15 protein-coding genes are annotated in these 15307 nt (G+C 67.1%); 6 read left to right on the top strand and 9 right to left on the bottom strand.

Annotation, left to right across the window (positions count from 1 at the left end):
• Window positions 1-85: 85 nt before the first annotated feature.
• Complete coding sequence (locus AC1RM6_RS01170; RefSeq protein ID WP_493097754.1) at window positions 86-790, top strand: OmpW/AlkL family protein; 705 nt, start codon at window positions 86-88, stop codon at window positions 788-790.
• On the opposite strand, the gene AC1RM6_RS01165 is transcribed toward AC1RM6_RS01170, so the two are convergent.
• The 6 genes from AC1RM6_RS01165 to proS all read right to left on the bottom strand — a co-directional run bounded on the left by AC1RM6_RS01165 (window position 791) and on the right by proS (window position 6744).
• Window positions 791-1555 (bottom strand): sterol desaturase family protein, encoded by a 765-nt coding sequence (locus AC1RM6_RS01165; RefSeq protein WP_493097753.1) that lies wholly within the window; start codon window positions 1553-1555, stop codon window positions 791-793.
• 119 nt (window positions 1556-1674) lie between these two features.
• Window positions 1675-2076 (bottom strand): group II truncated hemoglobin, encoded by a 402-nt coding sequence (locus AC1RM6_RS01160; protein ID WP_493097752.1) that lies wholly within the window; start codon window positions 2074-2076, stop codon window positions 1675-1677.
• 31 nt (window positions 2077-2107) lie between these two features.
• Window positions 2108-3292, bottom strand: coding sequence for a 5-demethoxyubiquinol-8 5-hydroxylase UbiM (gene ubiM / locus AC1RM6_RS01155; protein ID WP_493097751.1), 1185 nt, complete (start codon window positions 3290-3292; stop codon window positions 2108-2110).
• 60 nt (window positions 3293-3352) lie between these two features.
• A complete protein-coding gene (locus AC1RM6_RS01150; RefSeq protein WP_493097750.1) occupies window positions 3353-4024 on the bottom strand; it encodes an ABC transporter ATP-binding protein in 672 nt (223 codons plus the stop codon).
• Complete coding sequence (locus AC1RM6_RS01145; RefSeq protein WP_493097749.1) at window positions 4017-5267, bottom strand: lipoprotein-releasing ABC transporter permease subunit; 1251 nt, start codon at window positions 5265-5267, stop codon at window positions 4017-4019. The genes AC1RM6_RS01150 and AC1RM6_RS01145 overlap by 8 nt, the downstream gene beginning before the upstream one ends.
• A 163-nt stretch (window positions 5268-5430) precedes the next feature.
• Window positions 5431-6744, bottom strand: coding sequence for a proline--tRNA ligase (gene proS / locus AC1RM6_RS01140; protein ID WP_493097748.1), 1314 nt, complete (start codon window positions 6742-6744; stop codon window positions 5431-5433).
• Between the two features lie 443 nt (window positions 6745-7187).
• Between proS and AC1RM6_RS01135 the strand changes: the two genes are divergently transcribed.
• Both AC1RM6_RS01135 and AC1RM6_RS01130 read left to right on the top strand, forming a co-directional pair.
• Window positions 7188-7382 carry a hypothetical protein gene (locus AC1RM6_RS01135; protein WP_493097747.1) on the top strand — a complete coding sequence of 65 codons (195 nt, stop codon included), beginning with the start codon at window positions 7188-7190 and terminating at the stop codon, window positions 7380-7382.
• Between the two features lie 61 nt (window positions 7383-7443).
• The gene (locus AC1RM6_RS01130) at window positions 7444-7572 is read left to right on the top strand and encodes a hypothetical protein (RefSeq protein WP_493097746.1); all 129 of its coding nucleotides are present in this window, start codon (window positions 7444-7446) and stop codon (window positions 7570-7572) included.
• A gap of 54 nt (window positions 7573-7626) precedes the next feature.
• Here the strand turns inward: AC1RM6_RS01130 and pyrG are convergent, their stop codons facing one another.
• From pyrG to tpiA, 3 genes are all read right to left on the bottom strand, one after another.
• Entirely contained in the window at window positions 7627-9267 is a 1641-nt protein-coding gene (gene pyrG / locus AC1RM6_RS01125; protein ID WP_493097745.1) for a CTP synthase, read from the bottom strand.
• A gap of 188 nt (window positions 9268-9455) precedes the next feature.
• Window positions 9456-9821 carry a preprotein translocase subunit SecG gene (gene secG / locus AC1RM6_RS01120; RefSeq protein ID WP_493097744.1) on the bottom strand — a complete coding sequence of 122 codons (366 nt, stop codon included), beginning with the start codon at window positions 9819-9821 and terminating at the stop codon, window positions 9456-9458.
• 99 nt (window positions 9822-9920) lie between these two features.
• The gene (gene tpiA, locus AC1RM6_RS01115) at window positions 9921-10670 is read right to left on the bottom strand and encodes a triose-phosphate isomerase (protein WP_493097743.1); all 750 of its coding nucleotides are present in this window, start codon (window positions 10668-10670) and stop codon (window positions 9921-9923) included.
• A gap of 172 nt (window positions 10671-10842) precedes the next feature.
• Between tpiA and AC1RM6_RS01110 the strand changes: the two genes are divergently transcribed.
• The 3 genes from AC1RM6_RS01110 (at window position 10843) to AC1RM6_RS01100 (ending at window position 15295) form a co-directional block, all read left to right on the top strand.
• The gene (locus AC1RM6_RS01110) at window positions 10843-12789 is read left to right on the top strand and encodes a peptidylprolyl isomerase (protein WP_493097742.1); all 1947 of its coding nucleotides are present in this window, start codon (window positions 10843-10845) and stop codon (window positions 12787-12789) included.
• Between the two features lie 17 nt (window positions 12790-12806).
• On the top strand, window positions 12807-14318 hold the full coding sequence (locus AC1RM6_RS01105; RefSeq protein ID WP_493097741.1) for an anthranilate synthase component I family protein: 1512 nt from the start codon (window positions 12807-12809) through the stop codon (window positions 14316-14318).
• A 137-nt stretch (window positions 14319-14455) separates the two neighbouring features.
• Window positions 14456-15295, top strand: a complete 840-nt coding sequence (locus tag AC1RM6_RS01100; protein ID WP_493097740.1) for an outer membrane protein — start codon at window positions 14456-14458, stop codon at window positions 15293-15295.
• Window positions 15296-15307 lie beyond the last annotated feature (12 nt).

The following is a 15307-nucleotide window of genomic DNA, read 5'->3' as shown; positions in this document are numbered from 1 at the left end:
CAAAAGCGCGCTTGGCCGCGATCAAGGTTCCGGGGTCCCGCCGGGCCTACCCCGCTCCCGACCCACATAGAGGAGCAAGGGGATCATGAGTTACAGACTGATCGCAACCGGCCTGATCGGTGCAGGCATGGCGCTCGCGGCCCAGCCGGCGGCAGCCCAGGTCGCGACCGACCGGACCGCGGACAGCATCGGCATCGAGGCCGGCGACGTGCTGTTGCGCACCCGCGCGATCCTGGTCGCGCCGAACGAGAAATCGGGCGATGTGCTGCCGGCCTTTCCCGGCGAGAAGGTCAAGGTCAACGACAGCGCGATGCCCGAGGTCGACCTGACCTATATGGCGACCGACCATGTCGGCTTCGAGCTGATCGCATCGACGACCAAACACAAGGCGAGCGGACGGACCGGCACCACCGGTGGCATCGGCAAGCTCGCCTCGACCTGGGTGCTGCCGCCGACGCTGACCGCCCAATATCATTTCAACCCGCGCGGCGGCGTGCGGCCCTATCTGGGCGCCGGGCTCAATTACACGATCTTCTGGAACGAGAAGGCGTCGAAGGGCCTCGAGACGGCGGTCGGCCCGACCAGCGTCCATATGAAGGACAGCTTCGGCTGGGCGGCGCAGGCGGGCATCGACATCGACATCACCCCGCGGATCTTCATGAATCTCGACGTCAAATATATCGACATCGACACCAGGGCCCGCCTTGCCACCACCGCGGCGGGCATCCAGTCGGTGAAAATTCACCTCGATCCGCTGGTGGTCGGGATCGGTTTCGGCATCAGGTTGTAATCAGGTTCGTCGGCGGGGATGGCCGGTCGCCACCCCGCCCGACAGCCGGGCCACTTCGGGATAGTGCTGCGCGACCTCCGGAGTGTAGCCGAGATTGAAGACCGTCGCGCTCTTCGCCGGCCGCCCCGCGCGGGCATAGAGCGTGCCGAACAGGCGATCCCACAGGAAGTTGGTGATCCCGAAATTGCCGTCCTCGTCATGGAAATGATGTTCCATGTGACGCGCCTTCATCACCGCCAGCCAGCGCAGCCGCGGTTTATAGGCGAGGTGCTGGATGCAGTGGAAGAATTCGTAGAAGCAGGTGGCGAGCAGGCCGGTGGCGAAACCCGCCGCCGCCCCGCCGGCGCCGCCGATCAGCCAGCCGGGCAGCGCCGACACGATCAGCAGCGTCGGCAACGTGGTGTAGAGCGCGCCGAACAGCACCTCGAGATGATCGGGGTCCTGATGATGGTCGTAGTGGATGCGCTTCCACAGGCCGGCGAGCGCCGGGACCTTGAACATCCAGTGGCAGTGCAGCACCCAGCGGTGGAGCCCATACCAGACCAGCGGATAAGCAAGCATCACCAGCAGGATCGTCGCGATCGTCGCCCCCGCGGGTGCCGGGCGCCACAGCCAGATGCCGACCGAGACCAGCGCCAGCCCCAGATAGGCGAGGATCGCATGGTGTGCGCAATAGGCGCGGACGAGGTCACCGAGCGTCATCCGGTCGAGATGGTGCGACCGTTTCCAGAAGGCGCGACGGGGAATGGGGGTGCGAGGGTTCATGCGATGGCTGGTCCGAAAAGCCCGTTGGCGGGCGGGTCTGACGCAGGCTATCACCGCAGCCCCGCCGCCGGGTTGACGGCAATCAAAGCCATGCGCGACAAGCCATACGCGACAGGCGATCAGCGCATCATCATCGCGCTCGCCATCCGCAGGAAGGCCTGCTGCAATTGCGTCCCCAGCGCGGGATCGACCCGGCACTCGGCCATCGCCCGGCTCATCGCATGGACCCACTGGCCGGCCGTCTCCTGGGTGATCGTCATCCGGCCATGGATCGACATGACGCAGGTGCCCGGCCGCGCCGCATACCAGTCGCGCGGGCCGCCGAGCCAGGCGGAGAGAAACTGGGTCAGCGACACCCGCATCGGCGACAGGTCGGCGGCATGCATCGCGCGAAGCTCGGCATAAAAGGGTTCCTGCTCCATCAGGTCGTAGAAGCGTTCGACCAGCGCGCGCACCGCCGGCTCGCCGCCGAGGCGCTCGAACGGGGTGGCGACTGGCCGACTGGCGGCGGCGGTGGACATGCGGGTCTCCGATCGATGACAGGGGAAGAGGTCATGGCTGCATCAGCAGCCGGGTCACGCCACGGCGCAGCATCGGCAGCCGTGCCGCCGCCCTGAGCGCCAGCGGACGCGCGAGATGGGCCGCGGCCGGCCGGTCGTCGGTGTAGAGACCGACGATGAGGTTGGTCGCGGCGAACAGCGGCGCGCTCGCCAGCCGGTGCGCGGCCTCGTAGCGGCGCAGCAGGCCGGCGGCAGCGATATCGCCGCCACGCGCAGCTGCTCCGCCGACCAGTTCGGCCAGCTTGGCGGCGCCCTGCAGCCCCAGGTTGAAACCATGGGCGGTGACCGGGTGCATGCCGACCGCGGCATCGCCCACGAGCGCGGCGCGCGGCCCGACGAAGCCGTGCGCGAAGCTGGTGACCAGCGGATAGACATACGGCCCCTCGACCACCCGCATCGCCCCCAGCCGCGCGCGGTAACGGCGGGTGATCTCGGTACCGAGCGCCTGCGCGTCGAGCACGGCGAGCCGTTCGATCGCGGCCGCCGGCAGCGTCAGCACCGCCGACGAGACATGGCCGCCGTTCAGCGGCAGCATGGCGATCGTCTGGCCATGGCCGAACCATTCGGTGGCGATGCCGCCATGATCGGCGTCATGCGCGACCCGGCACAGCAGCATCGACCGGTCGAGCCGGTTCAACCGCGCGCCGATCCCGAGCTGACGGCGGACCAGCGAGAAGCGCGAATCGGCGCCGACCAGCAATCGCCCCTGCAGCCGGCGCCCGTCTTCGAGGTCGACGGTCGCTTCTTTCGCGGAGGTCCGCACCGAACGGATCGCGGCGCCGGCGAACAAGGCCAGCCGCGCCTGGCCTTCGAGCGCCTCGAACAGCGATCGCCGGATGCGGTGATTGGCGACGAGACAGCCCAGCCGGTCGACATCCTCCCCGCCCGCGAACGACAGCGCGAAGGCGCGATCGCCGTCGAGCACGCGCGCTTCGCGTAGCGGGGCGATGTCGGCGGCGTCGAGCCGTTCCCAGGCCCCGAGCCGATCGAGGGTGGCGACCGACCGTCGGGTCAGCGCGATCTCGCGTCCGTCGCAGGGCGGCGACGCCAGCACCGCCGCCGATGTGCGATCGACCAGCGCCATGGTGAGCCCGGTGCCGGCGAGTGACCGCGCGAGCGCCAGCCCCGCCGGACCGGCACCGACAATGATGATGTCATAGGCGAGTGGAGCCATCATGGGACGGCTATGCGTTTCCCATGGCCGCGATGCCTTGCGCAGGATCAAATCCTGGCGTTTTTAGCTCAGCAGTCCCTCGTGCAGGCGCACGACCCGGTCCATCCGCAGAGCGAGCCGCTCATTATGGGTGGCGACCAGCGCGGCGCTGCCCTCGTCGCGGACGAGGGTGAGGAATTCGGCGAAGACGATATCGGCGGTCGCCTCGTCGAGATTGCCGGTCGGTTCGTCGGCGAGCACCAGTGCGGGGCGATTGGCGAGCGCCCGCGCGACCGCGACCCGCTGCTGTTCGCCGCCCGACAACTGGCTCGGGCGATGATCGAGCCGCTGGGCGAGGCCGAGCCGGCCGAGCAGCGCCGCGGCGCGGGTCTGCGCCACCGGCCGTTCGGCGCCGTGGATCATCTGCGGCAGCACGACATTCTCGACCGCCGAGAAGTCGGGCAGCAGATGGTGGAACTGATAGACGAAGCCGATCGAGTCGCGGCGGATGCGGGTGCGCGCGTCGTTGTCGGCCTTGGCCGCCTCCTCGCCCGCGATCCGGATCGATCCCTCGAACCCGCCCTCGAGCAGGCCGACCGCCTGGAGCAGGGTCGACTTGCCCGACCCCGACGGACCGAGCAATGCGACGATCTCGCCCGGACCGACCGTCAGATCGACCCCGCGCAGCACCTCGATCGTCACCCCGCCCTGCTGGAAGGAACGCTTGAGCGCGGTGGCCTTCAACACATCATTCATAGCGCAACACCTGGACCGGATCGGTGCTCGCGGCCTTCCAGGCCGGGTAGAGGGTCGCGAGGAAGCTGAACCCGAGCGACATGACGACGATCACCACCACCTCGACCGGATCGGTCTTCGACGGCAATTCGGTCAGGAAGCGGATCGAGGGATCCCAGAGATTCTGGCCCGTCACCAGCTGGACGAAATTGACCACGGCCTGGCGGAAGAACAGGAAGACCGCACCGAGGATCAGGCCGAAGCCGGTGCCGAGCGTACCGATCGTGACCCCGACGGTCATGAAGATCTTCATCAGCCCCGATCGCGACGCACCCATCGTCCGCAGGATCGCGATGTCGCGGGTCTTGGCGCGCACCAGCATGATCAGCGACGACAATATGTTGAACACCGCGACCAGGATGATCAGCGACAGTACCACGAACATCGCCACCCGCTCGACCGAAAGCGCCTCGAACAGCGAACTGTTCATCTCGCGCCAGTCGCGAATCTCGCCCTGCATCGCGACGCTCGCCTTGAGCGGGGCGAGGATCTGACCAACCCGATCGGCATCATTGGTCTGGATCTCGACCATGCCGACCGCATCGCCGAGCATCAGCAGGGTCTGGGCATCCTCCATCGGCATGATCACGAACGCCTTGTCATAGTCGTAGACGCCGACCTCGAAGATCGCCGCGACCTGATAGGAGACGATCCGCGGCACCGTGCCGAACGGGGTGGTCTGGCCCTGCGGGCTGATCAGGCTTATCTGGCTACCGACATCCGCGCCGAGCTGTTCGGCGAGCCGCGCGCCGATCGCCACCCGGCCCGATCCCGGGGTGAGCGCGCCGAGATCGCCCTTGACGACCTTGCCCTGCATCACCGGATTGGCGCGCAGGTCGGCGATCGTCATGCCGCGCACGAGCACGCCTTCGACCCGGCCCGAAAAGGCCGCCATCAGCGGCTGTTCGATCAACGGCACCGCCGAGGTTACCCCGGGCAGCGCCTTTGCGTCCTTCGCGATCCGCCGCCAGTCGGGGAGCTTGCCGTCATAGCCCTGGACGACGGCATGACCGTTCAGGCCGACGATCTTGTCGAACAGCTCGGCCCGAAAGCCGTTCATCACGCTCATCACGATGATCAGCGCCGCGACCCCGAGCGCGACCGCGACCAGGCTGATCGAGGCGACGAGGAAGATGAACGCCTCGCCCCGGCCGGGAAGGAGGTAGCGCTTGGCGATCATGCGCTCGTAGCGGGATAGGATCACAAAAAAGCCCTCTCCCCTTGGGGGAGAGGGTTGGGAGAGGGGTCGCGAGGGCGAAGCCCGAGCGTCCCGCAGCCTCCACTCGCACAACCGGGCATCGAGCCCGGCTGCACGAACCCCTCACCCTGCCCTCTCCCCCAAAGGGAGAGGGTGATTAGGGCGCTAGTCACGAACGCACCCGCGCGATCGCATCGTCGACCGACAGTTCGACCTTCTCGCCGGTGGCGCGGCGCTTCACCTCGACGACGCCCTTGTCGAGGCCCTTGGGGCCGATCACGATCTGCCAGGGCAGGCCGATCAGGTCCATCGTCGCGAATTTGGCGCCGCCGCGTTCGTCGCGGTCGTCGTAGAGGGTCTCGACCCCGGCCGCGTTCAGCCGCGCGTAGAGATCGTCGGCGGCGGCGGCGCAACGCGCGTCGTCGGCGCGCATGTTGATCAGCCCGACCGCATAGGGCGCGACCGAATCGGGCCAGATGATGCCGGCATCGTCATGGCTCGCCTCGATGATCGCGCCCATCAGCCGCGACACGCCGATACCGTAGCTGCCCATTTGCGGGGTGATCGGCGAACCGTCGGGCCCCTGGACGGTCAGGCCCATCGCCGCCGAATATTTGGTGCCGAAATAGAAGATATGGCCGACCTCGATCCCGCGCGAGGTCTTGAGCGCCGCACCGGCCTCGGCCTCGCGTTCGAGATCGCGTTTCTCGTCGGTCGCCGAATAGTCGACGGTCAGGCCCGAGACGAAATCCTGCAACGCGCCGGCATCGTCGGCATCGACCTCGAGCGGACGGTCCTGTTCCCAGTTCACATGGTAGAAGACCTCGCTCTCGCCGGTCGGGGCGAGGACGATGAACTCATGGCTGAGATCGCCGCCGATCGGGCCGGTATCGGCCTGCATCGGGATCGCGCGCAGCCCCATCCGCTTGTAGGTGCGCAGATAGGCGACGAACATCCGGTTGTAGCTGTGGCGCGCGCCGGCCTCGTCGAGATCGAACGAATAGGCGTCCTTCATCAGGAATTCGCGGCCGCGCATCACCCCGAAGCGGGGGCGGACCTCGTCGCGGAACTTCCACTGGATATTGTAGAGGGTGCGCGGCAGGTCGCGGTAACTGCGCGCGCCATCCTTGAACAGCCAGGTGATCACCTCCTCGGCGGTCGGGCCAAACAGGATCTCGCGGTCGTGGCGATCCTTGATGCGCAGCATCTCGGCGCCATAATCGTCATAGCGTCCCGACTGGCGCCAGAGATCGGCCGACTGGATCGTCGGCATCAGCAATTCGATCGCGCCGGCACGGTCCTGTTCCTCGCGGACGATCTGCTCGATCTTGCGCAGCACCCGGTGTCCCAGCGGCAGCCAGGCATAGATGCCGGCGGCGGTCTGGCGCACCATCCCGGCGCGCAGCATCAGCTTGTGGCTGACGATCTGGGCATCGGCGGGCGACTCTTTGGTGACGGGCATGAAATGACGGGAAAGGCGCATGGGCTCCGCGATCTGATAGGGGTCGACGACCCGGGTTGCGGGCTGTCCTATGACGCCCGACGCGCCGGGGCAACCGGCATGGCTGTTGCCGAGAAAACACACCCTCTCACATTCGGTAGCGAGTGGCTTGAAAGCCGATGACAAGATGCGGTGGTACGACTACTCAAACCCTACGAAACATAGGCAGAAAAACGGCCATGGTTCGGGGAGAACGAGGCTCCAGGCGTCATTTAAAAGGGGATGGCGCCCGTAGAGCTCGCTCAGGGGGCTGACGAGCATTCGTCACGCGGCGCCGGGACTGGCAACAGTCCCGGCGTTTGCGTTTGGAGCCCCTGGCGCGACCACCGCAGCTTCGAATTTGCGATAGTTTGATTGACCGGCTGCGGACCGAAGCGCCTGATCGGCCCGAGGCGACTCGCCGCCTCTGTTCAGGAGCTTATTCGATGGTTCGCACCCTCTTTCTTGCCGCCGCCACGCTTACGCTGGCCGCCGGCGCAGCGCCGACCTGGGCCGCCCCCTGCAAGGACGCCAAAGGCAAGTTCATCAAATGCCCGCCTGCGCCCAAGACTCCGCAGCGCTGCAAGGACGGCAAGGGCAAGTTCGTGAAATGCGGTACGCCCGGCGCCAAGCGCGTCTGATCGATCGGACCGCGACCTTTGCCGCTCTCGTTCGTTGGAGGGCGGCAAAGGAGATTTGATGATGGCCAGCCAGCCCCCGCGCCCCGAGGATGTTCCGAGCGATACGCCGGTCGATATTCCGGTGCCCTCGCCCACCGATCCGAACCCGGGCGTGCCCAGCGATCCGGTGATCCCCGACCTTCCGGGCTGATAGGAAAAGACCCTCTCCCGTCGTGACGGGAGAGGGTCTTTCAATTCAGACCAGTCAGACCAGGCGGCTCTGCTTGACCGCGGCGCCGATGAAGCTGGCGAACAGCGGGTGCGGATCGAACGGCTTCGACTTGAGTTCCGGGTGGAATTGGACGCCGACGAACCAGGGATGATCGGGACGCTCGACGATCTCGGGCAGCATGCCGTCGGGCGACATGCCCGAAAACACCAGCCCGCCCTTTTCGAGCGCATCGCGATAGGCGGTGTTGACCTCCCAACGGTGGCGATGGCGCTCGCTGATGTCGGTCGAACCATAGATCGACGACACGACACTGTTGCCGTCGAGCTTCGCCTCATAGGCGCCGAGCCGCATCGTCCCGCCCAGGTCGCCGCCGGCCTCGCGGGTTTCGATGCCCGCCTTGGTCATCCATTCGGTGATGATGCCGACGACGGGTTCGTCGGTCGGCCCGAATTCGGTCGACGACGCCTTGGCGATTCCGGCCAGGTTCCGCGCGCCCTCGATGCACGCCATCTGCATGCCGAAGCAGATGCCGAAATAGGGAATCTCGCGCTCGCGCGCGAAGCGGATGCTGGCGATCTTGCCCTCGGCACCGCGCTCGCCGAACGCGCCGGGAACGAGGATCGCGTGGCAAGGCTCGAGCTGGCCGGCGATCTCGCTCTTGTCCTGCTCGAACAGTTCGGCGTCGATCCAGCGGATATTGACCTTCACCTTGTTGGCGATGCCACCATGGATCAGCGCCTCGTGAAGCGACTTATAGGCATCGAGGAGCCCGACATATTTGCCGACCACGCCGATCGTGACCTCGCCCTCGGGATTTTCGAGGCGGTCGATGATCTCGGTCCAGCGCGACAGGTCGGGCTCGTCCTGGTCCTCGGTGGAGATGCCGAACGAGGCGAGGACGGCGTCGTCGAGCCCCTCGGCATGATATTGGAGCGGCACCTCGTAGATATTCTTGGCGTCGAGCGCGGGAATCACCGATTCCTTGGGGACGTTGCAGAACAGCGCGATCTTCGAACGCTCGCTGTCGGGCAAGGGCCGCTCGCAGCGGCAGACCAGCACGTCGGGCTGGATGCCGAGGCTGGTGAGGTCGCGCACGCTGTGCTGGGTCGGCTTGGTCTTCAGCTCGCCCGCCGCAGCGATATAGGGCACCAGGGTCAGGTGGACGAAGGCGGTCTGCGCCCGGCCGAGATCGTTCCGCAGCTGGCGGATCGCCTCCATGAACGGCAGCGATTCGATGTCGCCGACGGTGCCGCCGATCTCGCACAGCACGAAATCGAGGCCGTCGGTGTCCTCGCGCGCGAATTCCTTGATCGCATCGGTGACGTGCGGGATCACCTGCACGGTCGCGCCCAGATAGTCGCCGCGGCGCTCCTTCTGGATGATCGTCTGATAGATCCGGCCCGAGGTGACATTGTCGGACTGACGCCCGGGAACGCCGGTAAAGCGCTCATAATGCCCCAGATCGAGGTCGGTCTCGGCACCGTCGTCGGTCACGAAGACCTCGCCGTGCTGATAGGGGGACATCGTTCCCGGATCGACGTTCAGATAGGGATCGAATTTGCGAATACGGACCGTGTAGCCACGCGCCTGGAGCAGGGCAGCAAGGCTTGCCGCCATGAGACCTTTTCCAAGCGAGGAAACCACGCCGCCGGTGATGAAAATGAACCGCGCCATGGGAGTATGGGCTTAACCGCGGGAGGGGTCGAAGTTCAAGGTCGCGACTCCGGCAAAATGATCAAAAATTGTTTCATGCCCCATGCATCGATGATGACGGTCGCGCAGGCGCGACGTCGAACGCATTGAGAAACGGCCGCGCGAGCGCGGCCGTCGGGCGGCGGACGATCGAGCCCGAAGGCCCGGATTTACTTGGTGCCGTTGGCCGGCGCGGTCTCGGCGGTACCCTGCTGCGCTGCGGCAGCAAGCGGATCGGCCGGCGCCGGCGCCTCGGGCTGCTGCGCGGTCGCGGTCTTGCCGACCAGCGAGGTATCGACCTTGGACGGTGCGCGGGTGAACGAGGCGAAGGCCGCGAGGCCGATGCTCATCACGATGAACAGGGCGCCGAGCACCGAGGTCGCGCGGGTCAGGAAATCGGCGGCGCCGCGGGCGCTCATCAGCCCCGAAGCGCTGCCGCTCGACGCCAGCCCGCCACCTTCCGACCGCTGCATCAGGATGACGCCCACCAACAGCAATGCGATCAGCGCATGGACGACAAGGAGGAAGGTGAGCATTCAGACCGCTTTCGTTCGTGAAGCGCGCGATCTAGTCGATCACCGCCCATACTTCAACCACCGCGCGGTTAAGGTGTCTGGTAAAACCGCCCTCTCCGATCAAGCTGCCGCGGCGGCCCCCTCGATGATCGGCACGAACTGCGCCGCGGTCAGGCTGGCGCCGCCGACCAGAGCGCCGTCGACGTCGGGGACGGCCATCAGCTCGCGCGCATTGTCGGGCTTGACCGAACCGCCATAGAGGATGCGGACCTTCGCCCCTTCGGCGCCGAGCAGTTCGCCGAGCCGTCCGCGGATCGCCGCGTGCATTTCGGCGACGTCGGCGACCGACGGGGTGCGGCCGGTGCCGATCGCCCAGACCGGCTCATAGGCCACGACCAGGGTTTCACCGCGGCTCCCGTTGGGGATCGAGCCATCGAGCTGACGCTCGACCACCGCGATCGCATCGCCGGCATCGCGCTGCGCCTCGGTCTCGCCGACGCAGACGATCGCGATCAGCCCGGCGGCGATCGCCGCGCTGGCCTTGCCCTGCACCTCGCGGTCGGTCTCGTGCTGGTCGGTGCGGCGCTCGCTATGGCCGACGATCGCAAGCGTGGCCCCCGCCTCGACCAGCATCGCCGCACTGGTGCAGCCGGTGTGCGCGCCCTTGGCGGCGGCATGGCAATCCTGCGCGCCGATCGCGAGGCCGGGCGCACCGGCGACCGCGGGTGCGATCAGCGTGAAGGGCGGACAGATCGCGACATCGAGTCCGGCATGGGCATCGGCGGCGGCCTTGATCGCGTCGAGTTCGGCCAGCGCCGCCAGCGATCCGTTCATCTTCCAGTTGCCTGCCACCAGCTTGCGCAATGCCATCGTCCCGATCTCCCCATCTCAGAATGTCGACCGGCCCTAGCAAGCCTCGCCCGGTCCGCCAACCATGGCATCGACCGATCGGCCAGGCGCGAAGCCGCGGCTGCGGCTTGAAGCCGCCCCGCCACCCCTCTATGGCGTCCTCTTCGCTTTAGCTGGCCTATCGGAACGCTTGATGATTTCCTTCTTCCGCCGCGCGCTGTCCTCCTGGATCGTTCTCGGCCTGCTCGCTCTGATCATGCTCGCCTTCATCATCACCGGGGTGAATTCTCCCGGCTCGATGGGCGGCGTCGTCGACAGCGGCAGCGTCGCCAAGGCCGGCAATCTTCGGATCAGCGCCACGGAACTCACCCGCCGCGTCCAGAACCAGCTCCAGAACGCCCGCCGACAGACCCCGACCCTCGACGCCAAGGGCTTCGTCGATCAAGGCGGCTTCGACCAGGTGACCGATGCGCTGATCTCCGCACGGGCGATCGACAGCTGGGGCGCACGGCAGCGCTTCGCCATCGGCAAGCGGCTGGTCGACGCCGAAATCGCCGGCATTCCGGCGTTCAAGGGCGTGACCGGCCAGTTCGACGAAGCGACGATGCGGTCGCTGCTCGCCCAGCAGCGGATCAGCGAGAAGGATCTGCGTTCCGACATCGCCAGCGATTTGCTGCGCAACCAGATCCTGTTTCCCGCCAGCGCGGGCGTGCCCACCGCGGCGAAGCTCGCCACGCCTTATGCCAAGCTGCTGCTCGAACAGCGCAGCGGCCAGGTCGGGGTGGTGCCGCTGGCCGCGGTCGCGGTCACCGCCCAGCCGAGCGACGCCGACATCGCCGCCGCCTACAAGGCCAATATCGCCGCCTATACCCAGGCCGAGACCCGCGTGCTGCGTTACGCGCTGTTCGGCGAAGCCAAGGTCGCCGCGGTCTCGCAGCCGACCGAGGCCGAGATCGCCGCTTATTACAAGGAAAATGGTGCGGCCTATGCGGCCAAGCAGACCCGCGACCTGACCCAGCTCATCCTGCCGACCCAGGCCGCGGCACAGGCGATCGCGGCCAAGGTCACCGCCGGTACCGCGCTGAGCGCGGTTGCGGCACAGGCGGGTCTCGAAGCCTCGACGCTCGCGAAACAGTCGCAGGCCGACTATGCCAATGCGGCCAACGCCGCGATCGCCGCCACCGTGTTCACGGCGAAGCCGGGCGAGCTGGTCGGGCCGGTCAAGGGCGCGTTCGGCTGGTATGTCGTCAAGGTCGACAGCGTCGGCGGCACGCCGGCCAGGACATTGGAGCAGGCGCGCGCCGAGATCATTGCCACGCTTGCGACCCAGAAGGCCGCCGACGCGCTGACCGACCTTGCCAGCAAGATCGAAGGTCAGATCACCGACGGCGCCGGCTTCGACGAGATCGTCAAGGCGAACGGCCTGACTATGGTCACCACCCCGCCGATCCTTGCGACCGGCCAGGCGCCGGGCAATCCCGACTGGAAGCCGGCCCCCGACCTGACTCCGCTGATCAAGCCTGGTTTCGACGCCACCCCCGACGACGACCCCACCGTCGAAACGGTGATCAAGGACAAGGAATATGCGCTGCTGGGAGTCGCCAGCGTGATTCCGGCGACCCCGATCCCGCTCGCCAAGGTGCGTGATGCGGTGGTGCGCGATATCATGGTCAAGCGTACCCGCGCCCGGGCCCAGGCGATCGCGCAGACGATCGCCGCCAAAGTCGGCAAGGGGATGAAGCTGGCCGACGCGCTCGCTGGTGCCGGCGTCAAGCTGCCGCCCCCTGCCCCGGCGTCGGCGCGCCAGATCGATCTGGCGCGTGCGCAGGATCCCCGGCAGATTCCGGCGCCGCTGCGCCTGATCTTCACGATGAAGCCCGGCCAGGCCAAGGTGGTCGCCGCCGACAATGGCGGCGCCATCTTCGTGGTGGTGCTCGACAAGGTCGTTCCCGGCGATCTCGCGCAGGTCCCGGGCCTGGTCGAGACCACCCGCGGCGAACTGATGCGCGCCACCATCGCCGAGACCACCGAGCAATTTGTGCGCGCGGTCGAAAAGGACATCGGCACCAGCCGCAACGACGCCGCGATCGCCGCCGCCAGGCGGCAGTTCGCGGGTGGCCAGACCGGCGACGGCCAGTAAGCATTCCGGGGGGCATGATGGACGAGGAGCAGGACAAGGCCGCATGCGATGCGCTCGCGGCCGGCAAGCCCGCGCTGGTGTGGCGCCGGCAAGTCGCCGACACCGATACGCCGGTCGCCGCCGCGATCAAGCTGATCGTCCCAGGCCGCGGCGACTTCCTGCTCGAATCGGTCGAGGGCAGCAGCACCCGCGGCCGCTACACGCTGCTCGGGCTTGCCCCCGACCTGATGTTCCGCGGCTTTGGCAGCAAGGCCGAGATCAATCGTCGCTGGGCAACCGATCACGAAGCGTTCGAACCGCTGGCCGACGATGCGCTGACCGCGATGCGGGCGCTGGTGACCCGCTGCCGGATGGATGTGCCCGAGGGCCTGCCGCCCGCCCTCGCCTGCCTGGTCGGCTATTTCGCCTATGAGACGATCGGTCTGGTCGAGAAGCTGCCGCGGCCGGCCCCCAACCCGCTCGACCTGCCCGATATGCTGTTCGCGCGCCCGACGCTGATCCTGGTGTTCGACCGTCTCGCCGATGCGCTCTATTTCGTCGCGCCTTTATGGCCCGAGACGCCGGGAGACACGGAGGCGAAACTGGCCGGCGCGATCGAACGGATCGAGGCGGTCGCCGCGACCCTCGCCTCGCCGCTGCCGCCGCGGGTCAGCGCCGAGATCGATCCCGCGACGATCGTCCCGACGCCGCAGCTCGCCGCCGGCCGCTATGCCGAGATGGTGCTGCGCGCCAAGGACTATATCGCCGCCGGCGACATCTTCCAGGTGGTGCTGGCCCAGCGTTTCTCGGTGCCTTTCCCATTGCCGCCGATCGAGCTCTATCGCGCGCTCAGGCGGATCAATCCGTCGCCCTTCCTCTATTTCCTCGATCTGCCAGGCTTCGCGCTGATCGGCTCCTCACCCGAGATACTGGTGCGCGCGCGCGACGGCGAAGTGACGATCCGCCCGATCGCCGGCACCCGCCCGCGCGGACGGACCGCCGCCGAGGATGCCGCCCATCGCGAAAGCCTGCTTGCCGACCCGAAGGAACGCGCCGAGCATCTTATGCTGCTCGACCTGGGCCGCAACGATGTCGGCCGGGTGGCGACCGCGGGCAGCGTCGAGGTGACCGACAGCTACACCGTCGAATTCTACAGCCATGTCATGCACATCGTCTCGAACGTGGTCGGCCGGATCGACCCGGCCAAAGATGCGCTAGACGCGCTGTTCGCCGGCTTCCCGGCCGGGACCGTATCGGGCGCGCCCAAGGTGCGCGCGTGCGAGATCATCGCCGAACTCGAACCCGAGACCCGCGGCGCCTATGCCGGCGGGGTCGGCTATTTCTCCCCCGACGGATCGATGGACAGTTGCATCGTCTTGCGGACCGCGGTGATCAAGGACGGCGTCATGCACGTCCAGTCGGGCGCCGGTATCGTCGCCGACAGCGATCCCGCTTATGAACAGCGCGAATGCGAAGCGAAGGCCGGCGCACTGATCGCGGCCGCAAAAGAGGCGGTTTTCCGCGCCTCGGAGGCCAGTTTCGGACAATAGACATCGGGTCCGCGGGGGCGATTTGCTGTGGCATCCGTGCAACAGTGATCGCGGCATCATATTGGCAGCGGATCGAAATTCCTCTCCGCCCGTTCCGGGGACGTCTTGTTACAAGGCCACAGAGAGGACCCCATTCGATGAAAACCCTTTTGCAACTGTCGGCGGCGGCGGCAGTGCTGGCGCTCGGCGCCGGTGCGGCGAGCGCGCAGGATATGACCACCGGCCCCGCCAACTGGACCGGCTTCTATGTCGGCGGCCAGGCCGGCTATAGCTGGCAGCCGGCCGATGGCGACGAGACCGTCACCTTCGACCGCAATCTCGACGGCACTTATGGCGATGCCTTCCCCAATTTCTCGCCGGGCTTCTGCGGCGGCGCGCCAACCAGCCCGAGCCGGGGCACCGGTTGCCGCAAGGACAATGACGCGGGTCTGTGGAAGGTCCATCTCGGCTATGACTATCAGTTCGGCGACACGCTCGACGGGATCGTCGTCGGCGGCGTGATCGAAGGCGGCAAGGCCTATCTGTCCGACAACGTCACCGCCTTCAGCACCACCCCGGCGGTCTACCGGATCGGCGCCCGGCTGAAGGAAAATGCCGCGATACGCGGCCGCGCCGGCTATTCGTTCAGCACCGGCACGCTGATCTATGCGACCGGCGGCGGCGCCTACGGCAAGATCCGCAACAGCTTCTCGACCTCGAACGGCGTCAACACCTTCACCACCAGCGACCCGAAGAAGGACGCCTGGGGCTATACCTATGGTGGCGGCATCGAGCAGAAGGTCGGCCCCTTCTCGGTCGGCGCGCTCTATCTGTTCACCAGCCTGAAGAACGACAAATATGTCGTCAACGCCGCGGGCGGCGCCGCAGGCGGCCCGTTCACCGTGCAGAGCACGCTGGCGACCGGCACCAACTTCCAGCGCAGCTTCTCGAAGTTCGGCTATCATCAGGTGGTCGCGACGGTCAGCTACCGCTTCTGATCGCCCGAAAGG

It is taken from the genome of Rhizorhabdus sp. GW822-FHT03C02, from assembly GCF_058801765.1.
The sequence above is the reverse complement of the archived record's forward strand: the minus strand, read 5'-3'. Positions and strand labels throughout refer to the sequence as shown.

Excerpts from the sequence above, each read along its gene's own strand:
- AC1RM6_RS01170 (WP_493097754.1), top strand. The coding sequence starts at position 86 with ATGAGTTACAGACTGATCGCAACCGGCCTGATCGGTGCAGGCATGGCG.
- AC1RM6_RS01165 (WP_493097753.1), bottom strand. The coding sequence starts at position 1,555 with ATGAACCCTCGCACCCCCATTCCCCGTCGCGCCTTCTGGAAACGGTCG.
- AC1RM6_RS01160 (WP_493097752.1), bottom strand. The coding sequence starts at position 2,076 with ATGTCCACCGCCGCCGCCAGTCGGCCAGTCGCCACCCCGTTCGAGCGC.
- ubiM (WP_493097751.1), bottom strand. The coding sequence starts at position 3,292 with ATGATGGCTCCACTCGCCTATGACATCATCATTGTCGGTGCCGGTCCG.
- AC1RM6_RS01150 (WP_493097750.1), bottom strand. The coding sequence starts at position 4,024 with ATGAATGATGTGTTGAAGGCCACCGCGCTCAAGCGTTCCTTCCAGCAG.
- proS (WP_493097748.1), bottom strand. The coding sequence starts at position 6,744 with ATGCGCCTTTCCCGTCATTTCATGCCCGTCACCAAAGAGTCGCCCGCC.
- AC1RM6_RS01135 (WP_493097747.1), top strand. The coding sequence starts at position 7,188 with ATGGTTCGCACCCTCTTTCTTGCCGCCGCCACGCTTACGCTGGCCGCC.
- AC1RM6_RS01130 (WP_493097746.1), top strand. The coding sequence starts at position 7,444 with ATGGCCAGCCAGCCCCCGCGCCCCGAGGATGTTCCGAGCGATACGCCG.
- pyrG (WP_493097745.1), bottom strand. The coding sequence starts at position 9,267 with ATGGCGCGGTTCATTTTCATCACCGGCGGCGTGGTTTCCTCGCTTGGA.
- secG (WP_493097744.1), bottom strand. The coding sequence starts at position 9,821 with ATGCTCACCTTCCTCCTTGTCGTCCATGCGCTGATCGCATTGCTGTTG.
- tpiA (WP_493097743.1), bottom strand. The coding sequence starts at position 10,670 with ATGGCATTGCGCAAGCTGGTGGCAGGCAACTGGAAGATGAACGGATCG.
- AC1RM6_RS01110 (WP_493097742.1), top strand. The coding sequence starts at position 10,843 with ATGATTTCCTTCTTCCGCCGCGCGCTGTCCTCCTGGATCGTTCTCGGC.
- AC1RM6_RS01105 (WP_493097741.1), top strand. The coding sequence starts at position 12,807 with ATGGACGAGGAGCAGGACAAGGCCGCATGCGATGCGCTCGCGGCCGGC.
- AC1RM6_RS01100 (WP_493097740.1), top strand. The coding sequence starts at position 14,456 with ATGAAAACCCTTTTGCAACTGTCGGCGGCGGCGGCAGTGCTGGCGCTC.